Source organism: Phenylobacterium sp. (assembly GCF_965284355.1).
Classification (GTDB): domain Bacteria; phylum Pseudomonadota; class Alphaproteobacteria; order Caulobacterales; family Caulobacteraceae; genus Phenylobacterium.
On record NZ_OZ260078.1, the window covers coordinates 1,501,156 to 1,518,682 of the forward strand.

The window sequence follows — 17,527 nt, forward strand, 5'->3', positions numbered from 1 at the left end:
CCCTGGCCAGCGAGATTCCAAAACGGTCGGATGGTGACATCGCCGTCGGGTCCGATAGCCGCACACGATTAGCCCAAGACCGCCACGAACCCCGGCCCGTTCAGCAGGGCCCCCAGATCCTCGACGATGTCCGCCGCAGCCACACTCTGAGCGCGGCCGACGTAGACCTCGGCGCGCGCCGCATCCTCAGGGTCCAGCAGGCTGACCGCCGCGGCGGCCATGGGTTCCGCCGTCGACCACGTCCGCCACGCCAGCCGATCCGCCCCGAACGCCGCCTTCGCCTCGGCGATGCGGTCCTGGGCGTTGCCGTCCAGCAGGTGCGCCTCGAAATAGCGTTGCGCCGCCAGGGCCTGGGCCAGCGCCGCGGCGGGCGTCTCGCCGGCGCAGACGCCCATCACCAGCCCGGCGCGATCGCCGTCACGGGCCAGGGCGTAGAACGACCCCGCCGGCGGACGGCCCAGCCTGCGGATGGCCACCGCCGCCCCGCCCGCTTCAACCGTCAGCGCCGGGAAGGCCGTCTCGTGGAAGGCCGCGGAACTCGCCGCCTCGTCGCGCTCGCGGTCGCGGCGCGCCAGTTCGTGGCGGCCCCGCGCCAGTCGGCCCTGCACGCTGGTGCGCATCAGCCGCACCGCCAGCGCCAGGTCACGCGTCTCGCGGATCTTGAAGCCGTCGATGTCGGCGGCCGGCGCGTCGGTGCGGATGGCCTCGATCATCGCGTTGGACCCGGCCAGCTCGCGCACGATGCGGCGGGCGATCACCAGCGCCAGGACCAGGCCTACGAGCCCCGCCCCCGCCACCAGCACGACCAGCAGCCGCAGCAGGTTCTCCATCCGGTCGAACACGACCTCGGCGTCGATCCGCGCCACCACGAACCGACCGCCCGCCGCGGGCGCCAGTCCGGTGATCCGGCGATGCCCGTGGGTGTCGATCTCGATCGGCAGCGCCGTAGGTCGCGTCGGCCGGGCGAACGGGGTCCGTCCGCCGGGCGGCGGATTGCCGGCCAGTTGCCAGAGCCGCCCGTCCGGATCGACGATGTAGAGGCTGGTCAGTCCGGTGACGTGCTTCGCCGCGGCCTTGATCCCGGCGTCGCGGACCGGGTCGGCCAGGGCCGCGCCCAGCTCGTGGGTGTCGGCGAAGGCGGCGACGGTGACGGCCGCGGCGATCGCCTGGGCCTCCAGCCCGCGCTCGGCCTCGGCGCGCTCCCAGAAATAGACCAGGCCGGCATTGACGCCGGCCAGCAGCAGGAACAGCGGCACGACCAGGATCAGGAAGGTGCGGCGGATGCTCATCACGGGCCCCGCTCGGCCAGATCGCGCAGGCCCACCACGAACTCGGGGCACTCGCGGGCGATGGTGAAGACGTGGGGCTTGGCGATGACCAGGGCCTCCAGCCCCTCGGGGCCCGCCGTGTAGTCCGCCTCGGTCGACAGGCCGAACAGCAGGCCGGGCGCGTCGAACACCACCGGCGCGGCGACGCCCTCGACCAGCGCGCCGCCCTCGATCACCACGAACAGCGCTTCGGCCACCAGGCCGGCCGGCAGCACCACCTTGCCCGCCTCGAACCGCCGCGGCCGCGCATGCCGCGCGATCAGCAGCAGCTCGGTGTCTTCCAGCCGCTGGAACGGCCCGATCTCGCGCAGCGCGAACAGGCGCTGGACCACCTCCGGCCCGATCATGCCCGGGCCTCCTCGGCCACCACGCCGTGGCGCGCGACGGCCAGCGCGGCCCAGCGGGCGGCCAGCTTGCGATCCCTGGCGAAGCGGGCCGCCAGCTCGGTCATCGCCCGACGCTCCAGCCGCGCCTCCAGGCCATCGTCGGCCGCGCGCCAGACCACCTGCCGGGCCTTGTCACTCACCAGCACCACCGGCTCTGGCGGGCCCAGCACCTCGTCCAGCAGCCGAGCGTTGCGCTCGCGGTCCTTGGCCAGCGTGTCGCTCCAGGCAGTGCGCATCATCGCGACCAGATCGCTGGCCAGGTCGCCCAGCGAGACCCGCAGGCGGCCCACTTCCCGGGGCGCGGCGGTCTCGGCCGGCGGCGCCCGGTCGCCCGCGGCGATCCGCAGGGCTTCCGACTTCAGCGCCTCGATGGGCCGCGCCACCCAGCGCAGGATCAGCAGGGTCACCAGCGCCGAGGCCAGAAGCGAGGCCACCCCGATCAGGGCGCTGACCAGCAGCGCGTTCTGGGTCGCCACCTCGATCACCGAGATGTTCACGTCGGCCCCGGCCGTGGCGACGATCTTGCCCTGCCTGTCGCGCACCGGCGCGGCGGCGGTCTTGAGCAGGCCCCACTGCTCCTGGAACTCGATCGGCGAGATGTAGAGGCTGCCGTCGGTCTGGGTCTTGCGCAGGCCGGCGCGGGTTTCCGGCGTCAGCTCGTCCTCCGAGCCGATCGTCGAGTGCTCGTCGCCCAAGGTGGAATCCAGCACGTAGATCACGTCCTGCGTGCCGCCCAGCACCTGGGAATAGAGGTAGGTCAGCCCCAGTTCGCTGCGGATGCGGCGCATCGGAAGCACGTTCCGCCGGTACTGGGCCATCTCCTCGACCGCCTCGGCGGGCGCGCGCACCTGGGCCGCCCGGATCAGGAAGTCGTGGTCGTTGGGGTCGATCAGCGCGCCCGTCAGCGCGCTGGTGGTCACCAGCTTGCGCGAGAAGCCGTCCAGGATCGTGTCGTAGAGCCTCGTATAGGTCAGCGCGCCCAGCCCCATCGCCAGCACGACGATGGCCGGGGTGAAGGTGCGCCAGAGCAGCGCCTGGATCGGGATTCCGTCAGGCCGCATAGGCGCGCGTGTCCTGGGATTTCAGCATGGCCAGCGCCAGATCGGGATAGCGGGCGGCCACCTCGTCGATGTCGGCGCGCGACAGCCACCAGGAGCGGCCGGGCAGGACCAGTTCGACGGGCTTGCGCGCCGCAGGCGTCGCCGTCGCCCGTTCGGCCAGGGCCACCTGGGCCTCGATGGAGCCCTGCGCCAGTTCGGGCCGCGCGCGGATCGCCGCCACCAGATCGACCACCGTCGGCCGATCGTCCGGGTCGAGGCCCAGCAGGGTTGTGAAGCTGTCGCGGAAGATGGCGGGCATGTCGGGCTCGATCCCGCCGCGCAGACAAGCCGCCAGTTCGGCCGGCGGGACCAGATCGCGCAGGGCCTGCGCGGCCGCTGCGGCCTCGAAGCCATGCGCCGTGTCCACCGCCATCTTCAGCAGGGACATCAGGTCGCCTTCCGCTCCGCCGGCCGCGACGCCACGGCGGGTGATCAGCGGCTCCAGCTTCTTCCAGGTCGCGTGGTCGACGCCCGCCGCGACGGCCTCGATGGCGTTGCCGCGCACCTTGGGATTGGCCGAGTGCAGCGAGACGATCAACAGGTCGAAGTCGGGCAGCCGGCCGCCCAGGGCCAGCAGCTCCAGGGTGAAGTCCACCGACTCGGCGATGCGCTGACGATAGGCGTGCGCCAGCAGCGAGATGGCGGGCGAGCGGTCGGCCTCGGCCTCGAAGCGTTCAGCGATGGCCAGCCGGGGCCCCGTCTCGCCCAGTTCCTCGCTGACCAGCCGGTCCAGCTGCGACAGGAACTGCGCGTGGCTCAGGGTCGACAGCGCCCGGGCGGCCACGGCGCGGGCGCGGTAGGGGGTCAGGTCGTGGCCCAGGGCCTGCATCAGCCGCGGGATCGCCGCTTCGCCCAGCCCGGCCAGCAGCGCCTCGACGGCGCGCAGCTCGCGCGGGCTGAGCCGCGCGGCGGCGTTCAGCAGCGGCGGGATCGCCTCGACGTCGCCGATCGCGGCCAGGATCTCCAGGATCGTGCGCCGGCTGGCGCGGTCCATGGTGGGCAGGTTGGCCACCAGCGGGCCCACCAGCCCGATGTCGCCAGGCCCGACCACGCTCACCAGCGCGGTCAGCGCATACTTCCGCACCGAGGGCGACGGGTCGTTGAGCTTTGCGGCGAACGCCTTGGTGGCCTCGGATTCCGCTTCGTCGCCGTCAGAGTGCTCAGACGGTCGCGCGGCGTGGGCGTGCAGCAGCCAGCGCGCCGCCGCCGCCGCGCTCGAGTCGGGCTCGGCGGCCTTGGCCTTCAGCGCCTCGGCGGCGGCCGGCGCGAACACCGGGCGGGCCAGGTCGGGGTCTCCGAAGTTCAGCCAGCCGCGGCGCATGTTGGCTTCCATGGCCGCCGGATAGAAGTGACGCAGCGCCAGCACCACGGCGACCAGCACCGCGCCCAGCACCACGCCGATGCCCGACAGCTCGCGCATGTCGGCGGTCTTGGCCGCCATCAGCAGGAAGCCGCCCGCCAGCAGGCTGGCCAGCGGTTCGGCCAGGCCCTCGACCACCGTGCGGAACGGCCGCTTCACCGCCGACGGCGTCGCGTTGAACAGGAGGTTCTGGTTGTTGTACTCGATCGAGGTCAGCACCCCGTGATACGCGAAGAACGCCGCGAACGCCGCCCACTCGCCCCCCGCCACGAAGAAGTAGGCGAACACCGCGAAGTAGCTGAGCGGCAGGATCAGGGCCACGTTCCGCACCCCCGCCCGCGTCACCAGCCGGTTGAACACGAACAGGCAGATCACGAGGTTGAAGATGTTGGTGGCCGCATAGAGCTGGCCGAACAGCGCCGCCAGTTCCGCCTCGCCCCGGCCTTTCTGCAGCACCGTCGAGTATTGGTACTCGGCCAGGTTGGTCATCAGCAGCGTGACGAACAGCGTCAGCACCAGGGTCACCGCATAGGGCGAGCTCTTGAACGTCTGGGCCACGCGCAGGAACTGGGTGCGCACGTCGCCGCTCTCGCCGTCGAGGTCGGCGTCGCTGTCGGCGATCCGCGTCCAGCGCCGGCGCAGCATCTCGGCCACCGGCGCCGTCGCCAGCGCCACCCCGGCCCACACCAGCATGAAGGCGTGCATCGGGATCACCCCCGCCAGCAGGCTCACGACCAGCGCTCCCAGGGTGGTCCCCAGGGCGCAGAAGGCGGCGAACAGCGGGAAGAGGCGCTTGGCGTCCTGGATGTCGAAGTAGGTGTCGGTGAAGTTCCAGAACAGCGTGTAGAGGCCGATGTACCACATCGCGAGGTACAGCTTCAGCGCGTAGTAGAGCCAGTTGTCGAAGGGCTTGGGCAGCCCCACCTCGATCAGGCCCCAAAGGATCGCGCCGCCCGCGATCAGCAGGCCCAGCGTGACCTCGACCACGCGATCGATGGAGAAGCGAACCAGCAGATACGAGAAGAGCGCCGTGTAGACCAGCATCACGGCGGGCGTGAGAAGGAAGATCACCGGCAGCTGGCCCGCGCCGACGTGCGTCAGGAACGCCGCGTCGCCCGCGGCGAAGCCGATGCCCATCCCGGTCTGCAGCATCAGTCCGAACAGCCCGAACTGGAGGAGCTTTGGCCACTCCCCAGGCTCGACCTTGAACAGACGGTTGACCAGGTCCTGCAAAATCTTCCCCGCCCCCAGGGCCTGCGTTAACGACCCGTGGGTATTTCTCTATAGACTAGCTTCCAAATTCCGAATGAACGCCACGGGCCCCCAGCCGCGATGACCGATCCCGCTGCAGACGCGCCCAAGCGACGGCGGCGATTCCGCCTCAAGACGCAACTGTTGCTGCTGCTGGGCGTGCTCAACGTCGTGGCCGCTGTCGCCTATTCCGCCGTGCTCTACGAGGTCGATCGGACTGCGATCATGGCCGGGATCGACGGCCGCCTGCAGACTGCGGCTTTGGCGGTCAATCAGATGGCCACCGACGAGTACCACGCCCGGATCGTCGGGCCGGACTCGATCCCGAAGGACGAGTACGACCGCCTGCAGTATCGCCTCTCGCGGTTCGCCGACGGTGCGGGGCTCGCCTACGTCTACACCTACATGCGCGTCGGCGACGAGATCCGCACGGTCTCGACCAGCGCGACGCGCGAAGAGATCGAGACGCGTCGGCAGGTGCCGTTCTTCGCCCTCTACGACACGGCCCCGGTCGAGCTCGACAAGAGCTTCGAGGACGGCAAGGTCCGGTTCGACGAGTACCAGGACGAGTTCGGCCGCTTCCGTTCGATCTACATGCCGGTCACCGGGGTCGATTCGCGCCGCTACATCGTGGGCGCCGACATCGACCTCGGCATTGTGCGCGAGCGCGTGGCCAAGGCGCTTCGCACGGCGATCAAGGTGGGCGTCGCCATCTTCGCCCTCTCGATGGCCTTGGGCTGGCTGCTGGTCGACCGCATCGTCCAGCCGCTGATGCGGCTCACCGACTTCACGCGCAACATGGGCCAGCGCAACTTCCAGCCCGATGAGCGCGAAATCGCCGCCATGAACGCCATCAGCCGTCGCCGAGGCGACGAGGTGGGCAGCCTGGCCGAGGCCATGACCACCATGATCGCCCGCCTCCAGCGCTACCTCGTGGACATGGCGGCGGCCACCGCGGCCCGCGAGCGCGTCGAGGGCGAGCTGTCGGCCGCGCGCGACATCCAGGAAGGCATGCTGCCGCGCACCTTCCCGCCCTTCCCCGAGCGCCACGACGTCGACGTCTACGCCATGCTGCAGTCGGCCAAGCAGGTGGGCGGCGATCTCTACGACTATGTCCTGCTCGACCGCGACCGGCTGTTCTTCGTGGTGGGCGACGTCTCGGGCAAGGGCGTGCCGGCGGCCCTGTTCATGGCCATGACCATGACCCTCTTCAAAGCCACCGCTCTGGCCTCGAGGGCCGGGCCCGACGAGATCATGGCCCGCGTCAACGCCGAGCTCAGCCGCGACAACGCCGGCCAGATGTTCGTCACCGCCTTCTGCGGGATCATCGACCTCACCACCGGCGCCGTCGCCTTCGCCAACGGCGGCCACGAGGCCCCCTTCGTCCGCGCCGCCGACGGGACCGTCACCCGCCTGAACAAGACCCGAGGCATGGCCCTGGGCGTCTTCGAGGACGCCGAGTTCCAGCTGGCCCACCACCAGCTGGCGCCCGGCGAGGCCCTGATCCTGTTCACCGACGGCGTGTCCGAGGCCGCCAACGCCGCCGACGACCTCTTCACCATCGCCCGCATCGAGACCGCGCTGGCCTCCGTCAGCCGCGGCGCCTCGGCCCGCGGCCTCGCCGAAGGCCTGGCCGAGGACGTCCGCGTCTTCGTCGGCGAAGCGCCCCAATCCGACGACTTGGCGATCCTGGTGGTGCGCTACGAGGGCGCGGCCTAGAGCGCGTTGGGCGAAAGTGGAATCCGGTTTCGCCCCGAAACGCGCTCTAAATCAAAGAGCGCGAGCCTGTTCATCCGGTTCAGATGATTCCATCTGAACCGGACAGGCTCTAGCCCAGCTTCACGGGCGGCCGGTCGCGGCCGTGCATCTTCTTCAGGAAGAGGCGCATGTTGTCGATGACCTGCTTCAGCTCGGCCGGCGGGGTCGGGCCGCTCGCCGCCATCGCCGCCGCCATCCGGGGGTCGGCCTCCACCTCCCACGGCAGGAAGTCGAACCGGTCCTCGGCGCCCAGGATCCAGACGATCGGATAGGGATAGCCGAACAGCACGCCCTTCAGCGCCTCGCGTCCCGCCAGGTGGAACGCCACCGACGCGGCGTTGTCGGCCCCCATGATCAGCTCCAGCACGTCCAGCGAGATCACGATCGTGCCGGGCCGGGCGAACTTGGCGATCCGGAACCCCAGATCGATGTCGGGGCCGATGAAGTCCAGGTGAGCGCCCCTGCCGCTGGACAGCTCGGGGATCTCGATCTCGATGTTTGGCCCGTCCACGTCGGCCAGCCAGGCCGTGCCCTTCAGCCGCAACGGCAGCTCCTGGAAGTGCTTGGCCTCGTACATCCGCATGGTGCGCAGCAGCGCCAGCAGGATCGAGGTCATCTCCTCGGGGCTCTTGGGGTCGACCTGGAACAGCACCTCGTCGCCCGACACCTTCCAGACGCTGATGTCGGGCGTGTGGTCGTCGTCCAGGAATTCGAAGCCGATCTGGCCGGCGACCATCAGCGGAAAGTTCGTGAAGAAGGCCTTGAACGTGGCGAGCCACGCCTCCGAGCCCTGGCCGGTGAAGCGGGCCTTGAATTCGGTCGAGCCCGTTATGTCGACCGACAGGAACAGCCGCGGCATCCACATCCCCCGCTGAGCCGACACGCCGGCCCCTCGCCGCCATACTACCGTGGATCGACCGCTATGCTACGGTCACGCAAGGGGCGCGTCGGACGTCGAGTCGAACCGACGCCAGGAGAGGGAACGCCGTTGGCAGCCGACACCGCAGCGGCCGCGCGCAACAAGGCCGGCGCCGAACCGGGCGCGGCGGCGCGCCTGCGCGAATGGCTGCGCGGCTACGAGTCCCTTCCCGGCGTCCCCGACGAGCTGTTCGACCCCAAGGGCCGGCCCCGCGACCACTGGCTGGACTTCCTGGGTCATTTCGCCGCCTTCCCGGCCGGCGATCCCGGCAACCGCTTCGGCCTCTCGGCCCGCCACCTGCGCGACTCGGGCGCCTCTTACCGCGCCGGCGGCGAGACCGCCGAGCGCACCTGGCCGCTCAACCCGCTGCCGCTGATCCTGGCCCAATCCGAGTGGGACGAGATCTCGGCCGGCGTCGAGCAGCGGGCGCGGCTGATGGAGGGCATCCTCCAGGACGTCTACGGCGAGGGCCGCCTGGTCGCCGACGGCCACCTCCCCGCCGCCGCCCTGACCGGCAGCCGCGACTACCTGCGCGCCATACGCGGCGTGAAGCCGCCCGGCGGCCGCTTCACCCACCTCTACGCCGCCGACCTGGGCCGCGGCCCCGACGGGCGCTGGTGGGTGCTGGGCGACCGCACCCAGGCCCCCTCGGGCGCGGGCTATGCGCTGGAGAACCGGCTGATCGTCAGCCGCGCCTTCCCCAACCTCTACAACACCATGAACGTCCACCGGCTGGCGCCCTTCTTCGACGCCCACCGCCGCGGCCTCGCCGCCGCCGCCGACCGGTCCGACCCGCGCATCTGCCTGCTCACCCCCGGCAAGTTCAGCGAGACCTATTTCGAACAGGCCCACCTCGCCCGCTACCTGGGCTTCCTGCTGGTCGAGGGCGACGACCTGGTGGCCCGCGACGGCAAGGTCTACGTCCGCACCATCGCCGGCCTGAAGCGCGCCGACGTGATCCTGCGTCGCGTCGACGCCGACTTCATCGACCCGCTGGAGCTCAACAACGCCTCGCGCCTGGGCACCCCCGGCATGCTGGAGGCGATCCGCGCCGGCGGGGTCACCGTCCTCAACATGCCGGGCTCGGGCGTGCTGGAGAGCCGCGCGCTGATGGGCTTCCTGCCGCGCCTCTGCCGCCAGGTGCTGGGCGAGGAGCTGCGGATGCCCCACGTCGCCACCTGGTGGTGCGGACAGCCCAAGGAGCACGCGCTGGTCCAGAGCCGCCTGGACGAGCTGGCCATCGCGCCGGCCTTCAACACCCCCAATTCCGGCTCGGGCGGCGGCGACGGCATCCTCTCGGCCTCGCGGCTGGTGTCCGAGATGTCGCCGCAGGAGCGCCAGACCCTCGTCGAGCGCATGCGCGACCGACCCGCCGACTTCGTGGGCCAGGAGGTGGTGCGCCTCTCGACCATGCCGGTGCTCCGCAACGACCGGCTGGAGCCCGCGCCCTTCGTGCTCCGCGTCTTCGCCGCCGCCACCCCCGACGGCATCCGCGTCATGCCCGGCGGCTTCTGCCGCACCTCCGACCGCGCGGACGTGCGGGCCCTGTCCATCGGCGAGGGCGCGCGCACCGCCGACGTCTGGGTGATCGGCAACCGGCCCGTCGAGCGGATGACGCTCATCGCCAGCGCCGAGGACGTGCAGGTCCGGCGGATCATGGGCCACCTGCCCAGCCGCGCCGCCGACAACCTCTGCTGGCTGGGCCGCTACCTCGAACGCTCCGAGATGACCCTGCGCGTCGTCCGCAGCCTGTGCACCAGCAGCATCGCCGCCGAGGCCGGCGCCCGCGCCACGGGCGAGAGCTTCGACAACCTGCGCACCCTGCTGACGGAGTGGGGCGCCCTGGGCGAGGGCGTGGCCGCCGACGACGCCGTTGGCGCCGCCAGCGCCGCCCTGCTGGACACGGCCGCCTGGGGCTCGGTGATCTGCAACGTCCGCGCCGCCATGCGCACCGCCTCGTCCATGCGCGAGCGGCTGTCGGCCGACTTCTGGGCCCTGCTCACGGGCATCGAGAACGGCCTCGCCACCGCCCGGCCCCTGACCTCCGAGGCCGAGGTCCTGCGTCTGGTCAACCGCGCGCTGCAGACCATGGCGTCGCTGTCGGGCCTGGCGCAGGAGAACATGAACCGCGTCGCCGGCTGGCGCTTCCTCGACATCGGCCGGCGCATCGAGCGCGGCATCACCACCTGCCGCCTCACCCGCCTGCTGGCCCACGACGAGGCCACCACCGACGACCTCGACCTGCTGCTCGACCTCAACGACAGCCAGATCACCTACCGCGCCCGCTACCTGATCGGTCTGGCGCTGACGGCGGTGCGCGACCTGGTCATGCTCGACCCCTTCAACACCCGCTCGCTGGCCTTCCAGCTCAACACCCTGCGCGAACACCTGGCCGTCCTGCCGTCGCTGCACGAGGACGGCATGCTGGAAGAGCCCAGCCGCATCCTCGTGTCGCTGTCGGCCGACGTGGAGACCGAGGAGGCCCGCAAGCTGACCGAAGACAAGGCCCACCGGTTCGAGCGCGCCCTGATGCGCTTCTCCAACGCCGTGGCCGACCGCTACTTTCTGCAGGGCGCGTCCGCCGTGCCCACCGTCAAGCTGGTGGGGCTGGCGTGATCTACGACCTGCGCCACCGCACCACCTACAGCTACGGCGACTCCGCGGTCAGCTACGCGCGCTGCGTGCTGCGCCTGACGCCGGTGTCCAACAGCCACCAGAGCGTGCTCGACGCCGACCTGAAGGTCACGCCCCGCCCCTCGGTCTCGGTCGAGCGCATCGGCCCGTTCGGCGAGCGGATCCTCACCGTCATCGTCGACAAGCCGCACAACACCCTGGTGATCGACGCCACATCGCGGGTGGACGTCCACGCGCCCCGCCCGCCCAGCGCCGCCGACAGCCGGCCGTGGGAAGAGGTGCGCGCCGCCGTCATGGCCGCCCCCTCGCTCGAGGCCGACGGCCCGGCGGTCTACGTCTATCCCACCGAGCGGACGCCCATCACCGCCGCGATCACCGACTACGCCCGCGAGAGCTTCGCGCCCGGCCGCCCGATCATCGAGGCCTGCGCCGAGCTGAACCGCCGCATCCACGCCGACTTCCGCTACGACCCCGGCGCGACCGAGGTCTCGACCCCGGTGCTCGCGGCGTTCAACGCCCGCCACGGCGTCTGCCAGGACTTCGCCCACATCATGATCACGGGCCTGCGCGGCCTGGGCCTGTCGGCGGCCTATGTCTCAGGCTACCTGCGCACCGTGCCCCCGCCCGGCCAGCCGCGGCTGGAAGGCGCCGACGCCACCCACGCCTGGATCACCGTCTGGTGCGGCGCCCGCGACGGCTGGATCGGCTTCGACCCCACCAACGCCATCCTGGCCGAAGACGACCACATCATCCTGGCCGTCGGCCGCGACTACTCCGACGTCGCCCCCATCGACGGCATCATCCTGGCCTCCGGCGGCCAGACCCTGAAGGTCGAGGTCGACGTGATCCCCGAGACCGAGGAACGTCCGCAGGCGACGCGGTAAGGCGCCGAAGCGGGCGACGAGAGATCATTGCCAACAGTTTCCTATTTGTTCTAGTTTTCTCCTCTCCCGGGCGCGGCAGCGCCGAGGGAGAGGCCGGGAGAGGGCGGCGCGGCCGTGCAGCCGCCCCACCGTTGGACCCGAACCCCCATGGCCAAGGTGGTGTCCGTTACGTCCAAACTCCGACGAGATCGCGCCCGCCGTCTCCGACGCGACCAGACCGACGCTGAATCTCAGCTCTGGGAGGTCCTGCGCGCAGGCCGCCTCGAAGACTGGAAGTGGCGCCGCCAGGCGACGGTCGGCCCCTTCATCGTCGACTTCCTATGTCTCGAAGCCGCCCTGGTCGTGGAACTGGATGGCGGAATCCACGCCGGTCAGGTCGAGTACGATGCGCGGCGCGAAGCCTATCTCAAACGTCACGGCCTCACGGTGCTGCGATTTCGAAACGCCCAATTGGCCGACGACCGGGACGGCGTGGCCTGGACGATCCTCAGCGCGTGCCGCGAGTCGGATCCCGGCCGGCGCCGCGCCCTCATCGCTCGCGGCCGACGCACGCCGGGTCGCTAGCCCAAGGTGCGATCGGGTCCAACGACGAGCCTGCATATGCTGCCGCACCGCCCTCTCCCGGCCTCTCCCTCGGCGCTACCGCGCCCGGGAGAGGTGAACCGAACCGCCCTACCCGCCGCAACAACCTTCACGCCGCCGTCCGCGTTACGCGACACGCCACGAGCCCGGAGGCTGATCTCATGAACCTCTTTCGCGCCGCGATGCTGAGTCTGGCGGCCGCGACCGCCTTCGGCGGCCCGGCCCTCGCCATTCCGCCCTTGTCCCCCGCGCCCGCCGAACAGGCGCTGGTCGCCCGCTACATCGAGGCCGTTCGCGCCAACGACCACAACGCCTACGCCAAACTGTTCGCACCGGACGCCGACATCCAGGCGGACTGGCCGGCGGCGAGCGGGCGCGACGGCTGGCTGCGGGCCGTCGCCCGCGAGTTGGCGCCGACCCGGCGCACGCGATTTCTCGCGGTGTTCTCCGAGTTCGCTACCGTCGCCGGAAAGCCGGCGGCCCGCGTGCTGATCGTGCAGGAGATCAAGGACTGCCGCCCGAACATCGCTGAGTGCTTCGGTCAGTTCCGCAGTGAGACCCTGACCGTCCAGAACGGGCGGATCGTCGCGCTGGACCGCTCCGGCTACACCCACCGGCTCAACGAACCGGGCGGCTGGACGATCTTCGCCCCCTAGCCGCCGAGCGGCGGAGGCGCCCCTCCACCACGCCATGAGCCAGCCGCAGCCCAACCGCCGAGGCCCCTGAATCGATGCGGTAGGGCGAACCCGAACCAGCCGTCCCACAGCCGAAAGTCGTGCGAGAGTCGTGCCCTTGACGTCCTCCTGACGTGGCCGACAGTGGGTGCTTCCAGGCAGCAATTGGCCTGATGTCCACGGGGGCGGCGATGCTCGTTCAGAAACTGAGGCTGAAGAAGGGCTGGTCCCAGGACCAGCTGGCCGTGCTGAGCGGTCTGAGCGTCCGCACCATCCAGCGGCTGGAGGGGGGAAAACCCGCCAGCGTGGAAACCCTCAAGGCCGTGGCGTCAGTCTTCGAGATCGACTTCAACCAATTGCGGGAGCCCGCCATGGAAAATTCCACTGCCAAGTCTAACGACCTTCGCGCCGATGAGGCCCTGGCCCTGGCCCACGTGCGTCGCATCAAGCTCTTCTGGGTCAACCTGATGGTCTATGTCAGCGTGGCAGGCAGCCTGATCGTCGCCAATTGGCTGACCTTCCCGCAATACATGTGGTCCCTCTGGACGGCTTCCATCTGGGGCGTGATGGTTCTGCTCAACGCGATCCAGGTGTTCTTCAAAGTTCCCTTCCTCGATCCGGTCTGGGAACGGCGGCAAGTCGAGCGCCTGCTGGGCAGGCCGCTCTAGGGCGCACCTGCCGGCGACGGATCGAACGCGGGCGTCCTCACGTCCGCCGCGCCGCAGAAGGTAGCGGGTGCGTCGAGCCTCAGCGCCGGACGCGACCCCGACAAGCAGCCGCTGCGAACGTCAGAGATGGGTCGAAGCCGGTCATCGACCCCAGCGCCCAAAGCGGAACTTTACCTCCCGCCGCTTCGCGGGGGAGGTGAGGGGATGGCTCCGACATGTTCGTGTGGTTCGTGTGGTTCGTGGACTCTCCCACCAGCGCCTTACCGCACCACCCCGCTCACCCCCCGCGCACGATCTCGTCCGCCGCCTGCGCCGCGATCGCGTCCGCCTCCGCCGATGGCACGCCCAGACCGCGCAGGATCAGTGTGCACACCTGCTGCGCCAGGCTGACCGCCGCGGCCGGTTGCGGGTCGGCGGAGGTGCGCGCCATGGCCGCCTGGGAGGCGCCCATCGCGAACACCAGCGCCGCCTCGGTGGTGGCGATCGTGAACCGCCCGGTGGCCAACCCGGCCGAGATGTCGTCGAACACCCCCCGGTTCAGCGGCGAGCCCGGGCTGGCCAGCCCCGAGTGCACCCGGATCAGCACCCGTGCGTCCCGGGGCGCGTCCAGGGCGTAGCGCTGGTAGACGCAGATCGCCCGCGCCATCCGCCGCGCCGGGTCCTCGACGCCGGCGTTCACCTCGCCCACCCGCGCCTCGACCTGCGCGCGGACCTGGCCCACCACGGCGCGGACCAGGTCGTCACGGTCGGTGAAGTGATTGTAGAAGCTGCCCTTGGCCACGTCGGCGGCGCGCACGATGTCGTCGATCGCCACGGCGTCCACCGCCCGCTCCGAGAACAGCTCGCGTCCGGCGCGGATCAGGGCCTCGCGGGTGCGCTGGGCGCGGCCCGTCTTCGCTGGACCGGTCTTGGCGGGCTCGGGAGCGTTCATCGCCGCCAGTTAAGCCGCTTCGGGGCGCCGGCGCATCTGCGGATCAGGCCGCGACGCGACGCTCGAACGGCGCGCGCCAGGCCGCGACCAGATCGGCCGGGTCGCCGGAGCCGAACACATAGCGATCGGGCCGCACCAGCACGGCCGGCACGTCGCGGGCGGCCAGCCAGGCGCCCAGCGCCTCGCGGTGGCCGTCCAGCCGGGGGTCGGCGAGCGGAACCATCTCGACCCCCGCCGCGCCGGGAACGCCGTCGCGGGCGATCAGCCAGGGCCCGGGCCCCAGCACGTCGTCCAGCCCCCGGCCCTCGGCCCAGGTCTGGAGGAACAGCTCCCCCGCCGCCGGCGTGCCGGCCAGCAGGTGGCCGGGTCCGATCGGCGGCGCGGCCAGGGGCGGAGGTCCCCCGACCCCGGCCTTCATCGCCGCGTCGCGCGCCGCCGCCGCCACGGGGTCCAGGGTGCAGACCACCCGGCCCATGTGAATGGCCAGCTCGATGAAGGTCCGCACATGCGGCTCGCGCTCGGTCTGGTAGGTGTCGAGCAGGCCCTCGTCGGCGCCGTCCAGCACCGCCGCCAGCTTCCACGCCAGGTTGGCCGCGTCGCGCAGGCCCGAGCACATGCCCTGCCCCGCGAACGGCGGCATCTGGTGGGCCGCATCGCCCGCCAGCAGCACCCGGCCGCTGCGCCAGGTCTTCGCCACCAGCCCGTGGAAGCGATAGACCGCCCGCCGCTCCAGCTCCACAGGGCCGCAGTCCCACGTGGCGATCAGCGGCTGGATGAAGGCGTCGCGGATGGCCTCGTCCGCCGTCTCGCCGGGCTTCAGCATGAACTCCCAGCGGTGCCGGCCCGGGCCCATCAGCACGCAGGTGGTCGGCCGCTCGGGATCGCAGATCTGCAGGTTCACATCCGGCGTGCGCGCGAACTCGTCCACGCGGGCGTCCACCACCAGCCAGGGCTCGTCGAAGCCATAGTCGAACAGCTGGCCGTCCAGCGCCGCGCGCACGGGGCTGGAGGCGCCGTCGCAACCCACCAGATAGCGGGCCCGGACGCGTTCGACGCCGCCCGGCCCCTCGATCACCGCCTCGACGCCGGCGGCGTCCTGCGTCAGCTCGACGAACCGGGAGCCCAGCCGCACCTCGACCGGCGCCTGCGCCGCCAGCCGCGCCCGCAGCGCCAGCTCCAGGCCCGGCTGGTGGAACATGTAGCTGGCCCGCCAGCCCGAGGCCGCGGTCAGGGCCGGCCCCTCGAACTTCATCAAAAGGTCGCCGTTGGCGGCGCGGAACTCGTAGGCCGGCGCCGGGCGCGCATGCGCCATCACCGCCTGGGCGACGCCCAGCTGCTGGAACAGCCGCATGATCTCGTGATCGAAGTGGGCCGCGCGCGGCAGCGGATAGACCTGCGGGTCGCGCTCCACCACCAGCGTGCGCACGCCCTGGTCGCCCAGCAGCGCGGCCAGCGTCGCGCCGACGGGCCCCATCCCCACGATCAGGACATCGACGTCCATATCCGCCCCCCTATTTGACTATATGGTCATATCGTTTCCCAAAACAGCGCTTCGCCGTCAAGAAAATTGTTGACCGTTTCGTCATATATGAGAACGACGCGCTGACCTGCGACCCGTCAGACCGGTCGCTTCCTCGGCGTGACCCTGGCCGCGACGCCGGGCTTGGCCTAGCGTCGCGCCCTTGGAATCAGGGGCGCCCACATGCTGACCGTTCACCACCTGGGGATTTCGCAATCCGAGCGGATCGTCTGGCTCTGCGAGGAGCTGGGGATCGACTACGCGTTCAAGCGCTACGACCGGCGCGCCCACAACCGGCTCGCGCCCGACGAGTACAAGGCCCTGCATCCCATGGGCATCGCTCCGGTCATCACCGACGGCGACCTCGTCCTCGGCGAGAGCGGCGCCATCTGCGACTACATCTGCGGCAAGTATGGCGACGGCCGCCTGTCGCCCGGCCCGACCGACCCCGACTTCGCCGACCACCTGTTCTGGTTCCACTGGTCGAACGGCACCTTCATGGCGACGCTGATGATGCAGCTGGTGCTGGCCGGCGGGGGCGGCGACGCCAATCCCGCCTCGGTGTTCGTGAACGACCGCAGCCGCCGCGGCTGGGAGATGGTGGAAAAGCGCCTGGGCGAGGCGCCCTTCTTCGGCGGCCGCAACCTGACCACCGCCGACATCATGATGGTCTACTGCCTGACCACCAGCCGCGCCTTCCGCGGCACGCCCCTGGACGGCTTCCCCAACATCCGCGCCTACCTGGCCCGCATCGCCGAACGCCCGGCGTACCGCCGCGCCATGGAAAAGGCCGAGCCCGGCTGGACGCCGATGCTGGGGTAGCTCAGCGCGCGGTCAGCCCGTGCTGCTCGAGCCGCCAGATCAGGGTGTCGATGCGGTCCTGGCCGAAGAACGGCTCGTTCTCGAACACGAAGGTGGGCACGCCCCAGTGGCCCACCTGGTCCATCCGCGCGTGGCTGGCCTGGATCGCGGCCTCGATGCGCTCGGCCTCGGCCAGCGCCTGGGCGTCCAGTCGGGCCAGATCCAAGCCGGCGCGCTCGGCGGCCTTCGCCAGGTGGTCGCCCTGGTCCCAGCCGGGGGTCTCGCCGCCCCAGATGGTGCGGCTGACCTCGCAGATGAACGGGATCCCCCGGCCCTGCTCGGCCGCCAGCTGGCCCAGGTGGGTCAGCCGCCGGATGTAGGGCTGGTCCTTGGCGATCTCGCGGGTGGCCATGTTCATGACGATCGGGTCGGGCCGCGGCGGGCCGAAGGTCATGCCCAGCCGCTGCGCCTCGCGGAAGACGTCGCGGACCACGTACATCGGCCAGCGCGGATCCTGCCGCTCGAAGAAGCCGTCGACCCGCACGGCGAGCGGATAGACGGGCCGGATCTTCACGTCGAGATCGTAGCGGGCGGCCATCTCCGCGATCCTGGGCGTGGCCAGGTACGAGTACGGACTGCGGAAGGACCAGAAGACCTCGACCTCGAGCGTCATGAATGGAACTCCCCTCGCCGGCGCTTGCGTTTCTGACTTTTTAGTCTAATAATGACGGT

15 protein-coding genes are annotated in these 17,527 nt (G+C 70.9%); 7 read left to right on the forward strand and 8 right to left on the reverse strand.

Annotated features, from left to right (window positions below):
* Nucleotides 1–68: 68 nt before the first annotated feature.
* Genes ACQ66R_RS07255 through ACQ66R_RS07270 form a run of 4 tightly spaced genes read right to left on the reverse strand, consistent with a single transcriptional unit; the run spans nt 69 to nt 5,407 of the window.
* A complete protein-coding gene (locus ACQ66R_RS07255; RefSeq protein WP_430420561.1) occupies nt 69–1,289 on the reverse strand; it encodes a hypothetical protein in 1,221 nt (406 codons plus the stop codon).
* Nucleotides 1,289–1,675 carry a hypothetical protein gene (locus ACQ66R_RS07260; RefSeq protein WP_430420563.1) on the reverse strand — a complete coding sequence of 129 codons (387 nt, stop codon included), beginning with the start codon at nt 1,673–1,675 and terminating at the stop codon, nt 1,289–1,291. The genes ACQ66R_RS07255 and ACQ66R_RS07260 overlap by 1 nt, the downstream gene beginning before the upstream one ends.
* Nucleotides 1,672–2,775, reverse strand: coding sequence for a HAMP domain-containing protein (locus tag ACQ66R_RS07265; RefSeq protein ID WP_430420565.1), 1,104 nt, complete (start codon nt 2,773–2,775; stop codon nt 1,672–1,674). The genes ACQ66R_RS07260 and ACQ66R_RS07265 overlap by 4 nt, the downstream gene beginning before the upstream one ends.
* Nucleotides 2,765–5,407, reverse strand: coding sequence for a hypothetical protein (locus ACQ66R_RS07270; RefSeq protein ID WP_430420567.1), 2,643 nt, complete (start codon nt 5,405–5,407; stop codon nt 2,765–2,767). Before ACQ66R_RS07270 ends, ACQ66R_RS07265 begins: the two co-directional genes overlap by 11 nt.
* A gap of 99 nt (nt 5,408–5,506) precedes the next feature.
* Between ACQ66R_RS07270 and ACQ66R_RS07275 the strand changes: the two genes are divergently transcribed.
* Nucleotides 5,507–7,144 carry a PP2C family protein-serine/threonine phosphatase gene (locus tag ACQ66R_RS07275; protein WP_430420569.1) on the forward strand — a complete coding sequence of 546 codons (1,638 nt, stop codon included), beginning with the start codon at nt 5,507–5,509 and terminating at the stop codon, nt 7,142–7,144.
* 109 nt (nt 7,145–7,253) lie between these two features.
* On the opposite strand, the gene ACQ66R_RS07280 is transcribed toward ACQ66R_RS07275, so the two are convergent.
* Nucleotides 7,254–8,042 carry a hypothetical protein gene (locus ACQ66R_RS07280; RefSeq protein WP_430420571.1) on the reverse strand — a complete coding sequence of 263 codons (789 nt, stop codon included), beginning with the start codon at nt 8,040–8,042 and terminating at the stop codon, nt 7,254–7,256.
* Nucleotides 8,043–8,171: 129 nt separating this feature from the next.
* On the opposite strand from ACQ66R_RS07280, the gene ACQ66R_RS07285 reads away from it, so the two are divergent.
* From ACQ66R_RS07285 to ACQ66R_RS07305, 5 genes are all read left to right on the forward strand, one after another.
* Complete coding sequence (locus ACQ66R_RS07285) at nt 8,172–10,718, forward strand: circularly permuted type 2 ATP-grasp protein (RefSeq protein ID WP_430420573.1); 2,547 nt, start codon at nt 8,172–8,174, stop codon at nt 10,716–10,718.
* A complete protein-coding gene (locus tag ACQ66R_RS07290) occupies nt 10,715–11,620 on the forward strand; it encodes a transglutaminase family protein (RefSeq protein WP_430420575.1) in 906 nt (301 codons plus the stop codon). Before ACQ66R_RS07285 ends, ACQ66R_RS07290 begins: the two co-directional genes overlap by 4 nt.
* A 147-nt stretch (nt 11,621–11,767) precedes the next feature.
* Nucleotides 11,768–12,184, forward strand: a complete 417-nt coding sequence (locus ACQ66R_RS07295) for an endonuclease domain-containing protein (protein WP_430420576.1) — start codon at nt 11,768–11,770, stop codon at nt 12,182–12,184.
* A gap of 179 nt (nt 12,185–12,363) precedes the next feature.
* Nucleotides 12,364–12,858, forward strand: coding sequence for a hypothetical protein (locus tag ACQ66R_RS07300; RefSeq protein ID WP_430420578.1), 495 nt, complete (start codon nt 12,364–12,366; stop codon nt 12,856–12,858).
* Between the two features lie 191 nt (nt 12,859–13,049).
* Nucleotides 13,050–13,544 carry a 2TM domain-containing protein gene (locus ACQ66R_RS07305; RefSeq protein ID WP_430420580.1) on the forward strand — a complete coding sequence of 165 codons (495 nt, stop codon included), beginning with the start codon at nt 13,050–13,052 and terminating at the stop codon, nt 13,542–13,544.
* 277 nt (nt 13,545–13,821) lie between these two features.
* On the opposite strand, the gene ACQ66R_RS07310 is transcribed toward ACQ66R_RS07305, so the two are convergent.
* Nucleotides 13,822–14,475, reverse strand: coding sequence for a TetR/AcrR family transcriptional regulator (locus ACQ66R_RS07310; protein ID WP_430420582.1), 654 nt, complete (start codon nt 14,473–14,475; stop codon nt 13,822–13,824).
* Nucleotides 14,476–14,518: 43 nt separating this feature from the next.
* Nucleotides 14,519–15,976 carry a bifunctional 3-(3-hydroxy-phenyl)propionate/3-hydroxycinnamic acid hydroxylase gene (locus ACQ66R_RS07315; RefSeq protein WP_430420583.1) on the reverse strand — a complete coding sequence of 486 codons (1,458 nt, stop codon included), beginning with the start codon at nt 15,974–15,976 and terminating at the stop codon, nt 14,519–14,521.
* Between the two features lie 201 nt (nt 15,977–16,177).
* On the opposite strand from ACQ66R_RS07315, the gene ACQ66R_RS07320 reads away from it, so the two are divergent.
* Complete coding sequence (locus tag ACQ66R_RS07320; RefSeq protein WP_430420585.1) at nt 16,178–16,816, forward strand: glutathione S-transferase family protein; 639 nt, start codon at nt 16,178–16,180, stop codon at nt 16,814–16,816.
* Nucleotide 16,817: 1 nt separating this feature from the next.
* Here ACQ66R_RS07320 and ACQ66R_RS07325 read toward each other — a convergent pair whose 3' ends face one another.
* Entirely contained in the window at nt 16,818–17,468 is a 651-nt protein-coding gene (locus tag ACQ66R_RS07325; protein ID WP_430420587.1) for a 2-hydroxychromene-2-carboxylate isomerase, read from the reverse strand.
* Between the last annotated feature and the right edge of the window lie 59 nt (nt 17,469–17,527).

Bases quoted from the DNA above. Each gene is read 5' to 3' on its own strand.
- ACQ66R_RS07255 (WP_430420561.1), bottom strand. From the start codon at position 1,289: ATGAGCATCCGCCGCACCTTCCTGATCCTGGTCGTGCCGCTGTTCCTG.
- ACQ66R_RS07260 (WP_430420563.1), bottom strand. From the start codon at position 1,675: ATGATCGGGCCGGAGGTGGTCCAGCGCCTGTTCGCGCTGCGCGAGATC.
- ACQ66R_RS07265 (WP_430420565.1), bottom strand. From the start codon at position 2,775: ATGCGGCCTGACGGAATCCCGATCCAGGCGCTGCTCTGGCGCACCTTC.
- ACQ66R_RS07275 (WP_430420569.1), top strand. From the start codon at position 5,507: ATGACCGATCCCGCTGCAGACGCGCCCAAGCGACGGCGGCGATTCCGC.
- ACQ66R_RS07280 (WP_430420571.1), bottom strand. From the start codon at position 8,042: ATGCCGCGGCTGTTCCTGTCGGTCGACATAACGGGCTCGACCGAATTC.
- ACQ66R_RS07295 (WP_430420576.1), top strand. From the start codon at position 11,768: ATGGCCAAGGTGGTGTCCGTTACGTCCAAACTCCGACGAGATCGCGCC.
- ACQ66R_RS07300 (WP_430420578.1), top strand. From the start codon at position 12,364: ATGAACCTCTTTCGCGCCGCGATGCTGAGTCTGGCGGCCGCGACCGCC.
- ACQ66R_RS07305 (WP_430420580.1), top strand. From the start codon at position 13,050: ATGTCCACGGGGGCGGCGATGCTCGTTCAGAAACTGAGGCTGAAGAAG.
- ACQ66R_RS07310 (WP_430420582.1), bottom strand. From the start codon at position 14,475: ATGAACGCTCCCGAGCCCGCCAAGACCGGTCCAGCGAAGACGGGCCGC.
- ACQ66R_RS07315 (WP_430420583.1), bottom strand. From the start codon at position 15,976: ATGGACGTCGATGTCCTGATCGTGGGGATGGGGCCCGTCGGCGCGACG.
- ACQ66R_RS07320 (WP_430420585.1), top strand. From the start codon at position 16,178: ATGCTGACCGTTCACCACCTGGGGATTTCGCAATCCGAGCGGATCGTC.
- ACQ66R_RS07325 (WP_430420587.1), bottom strand. From the start codon at position 17,468: ATGACGCTCGAGGTCGAGGTCTTCTGGTCCTTCCGCAGTCCGTACTCG.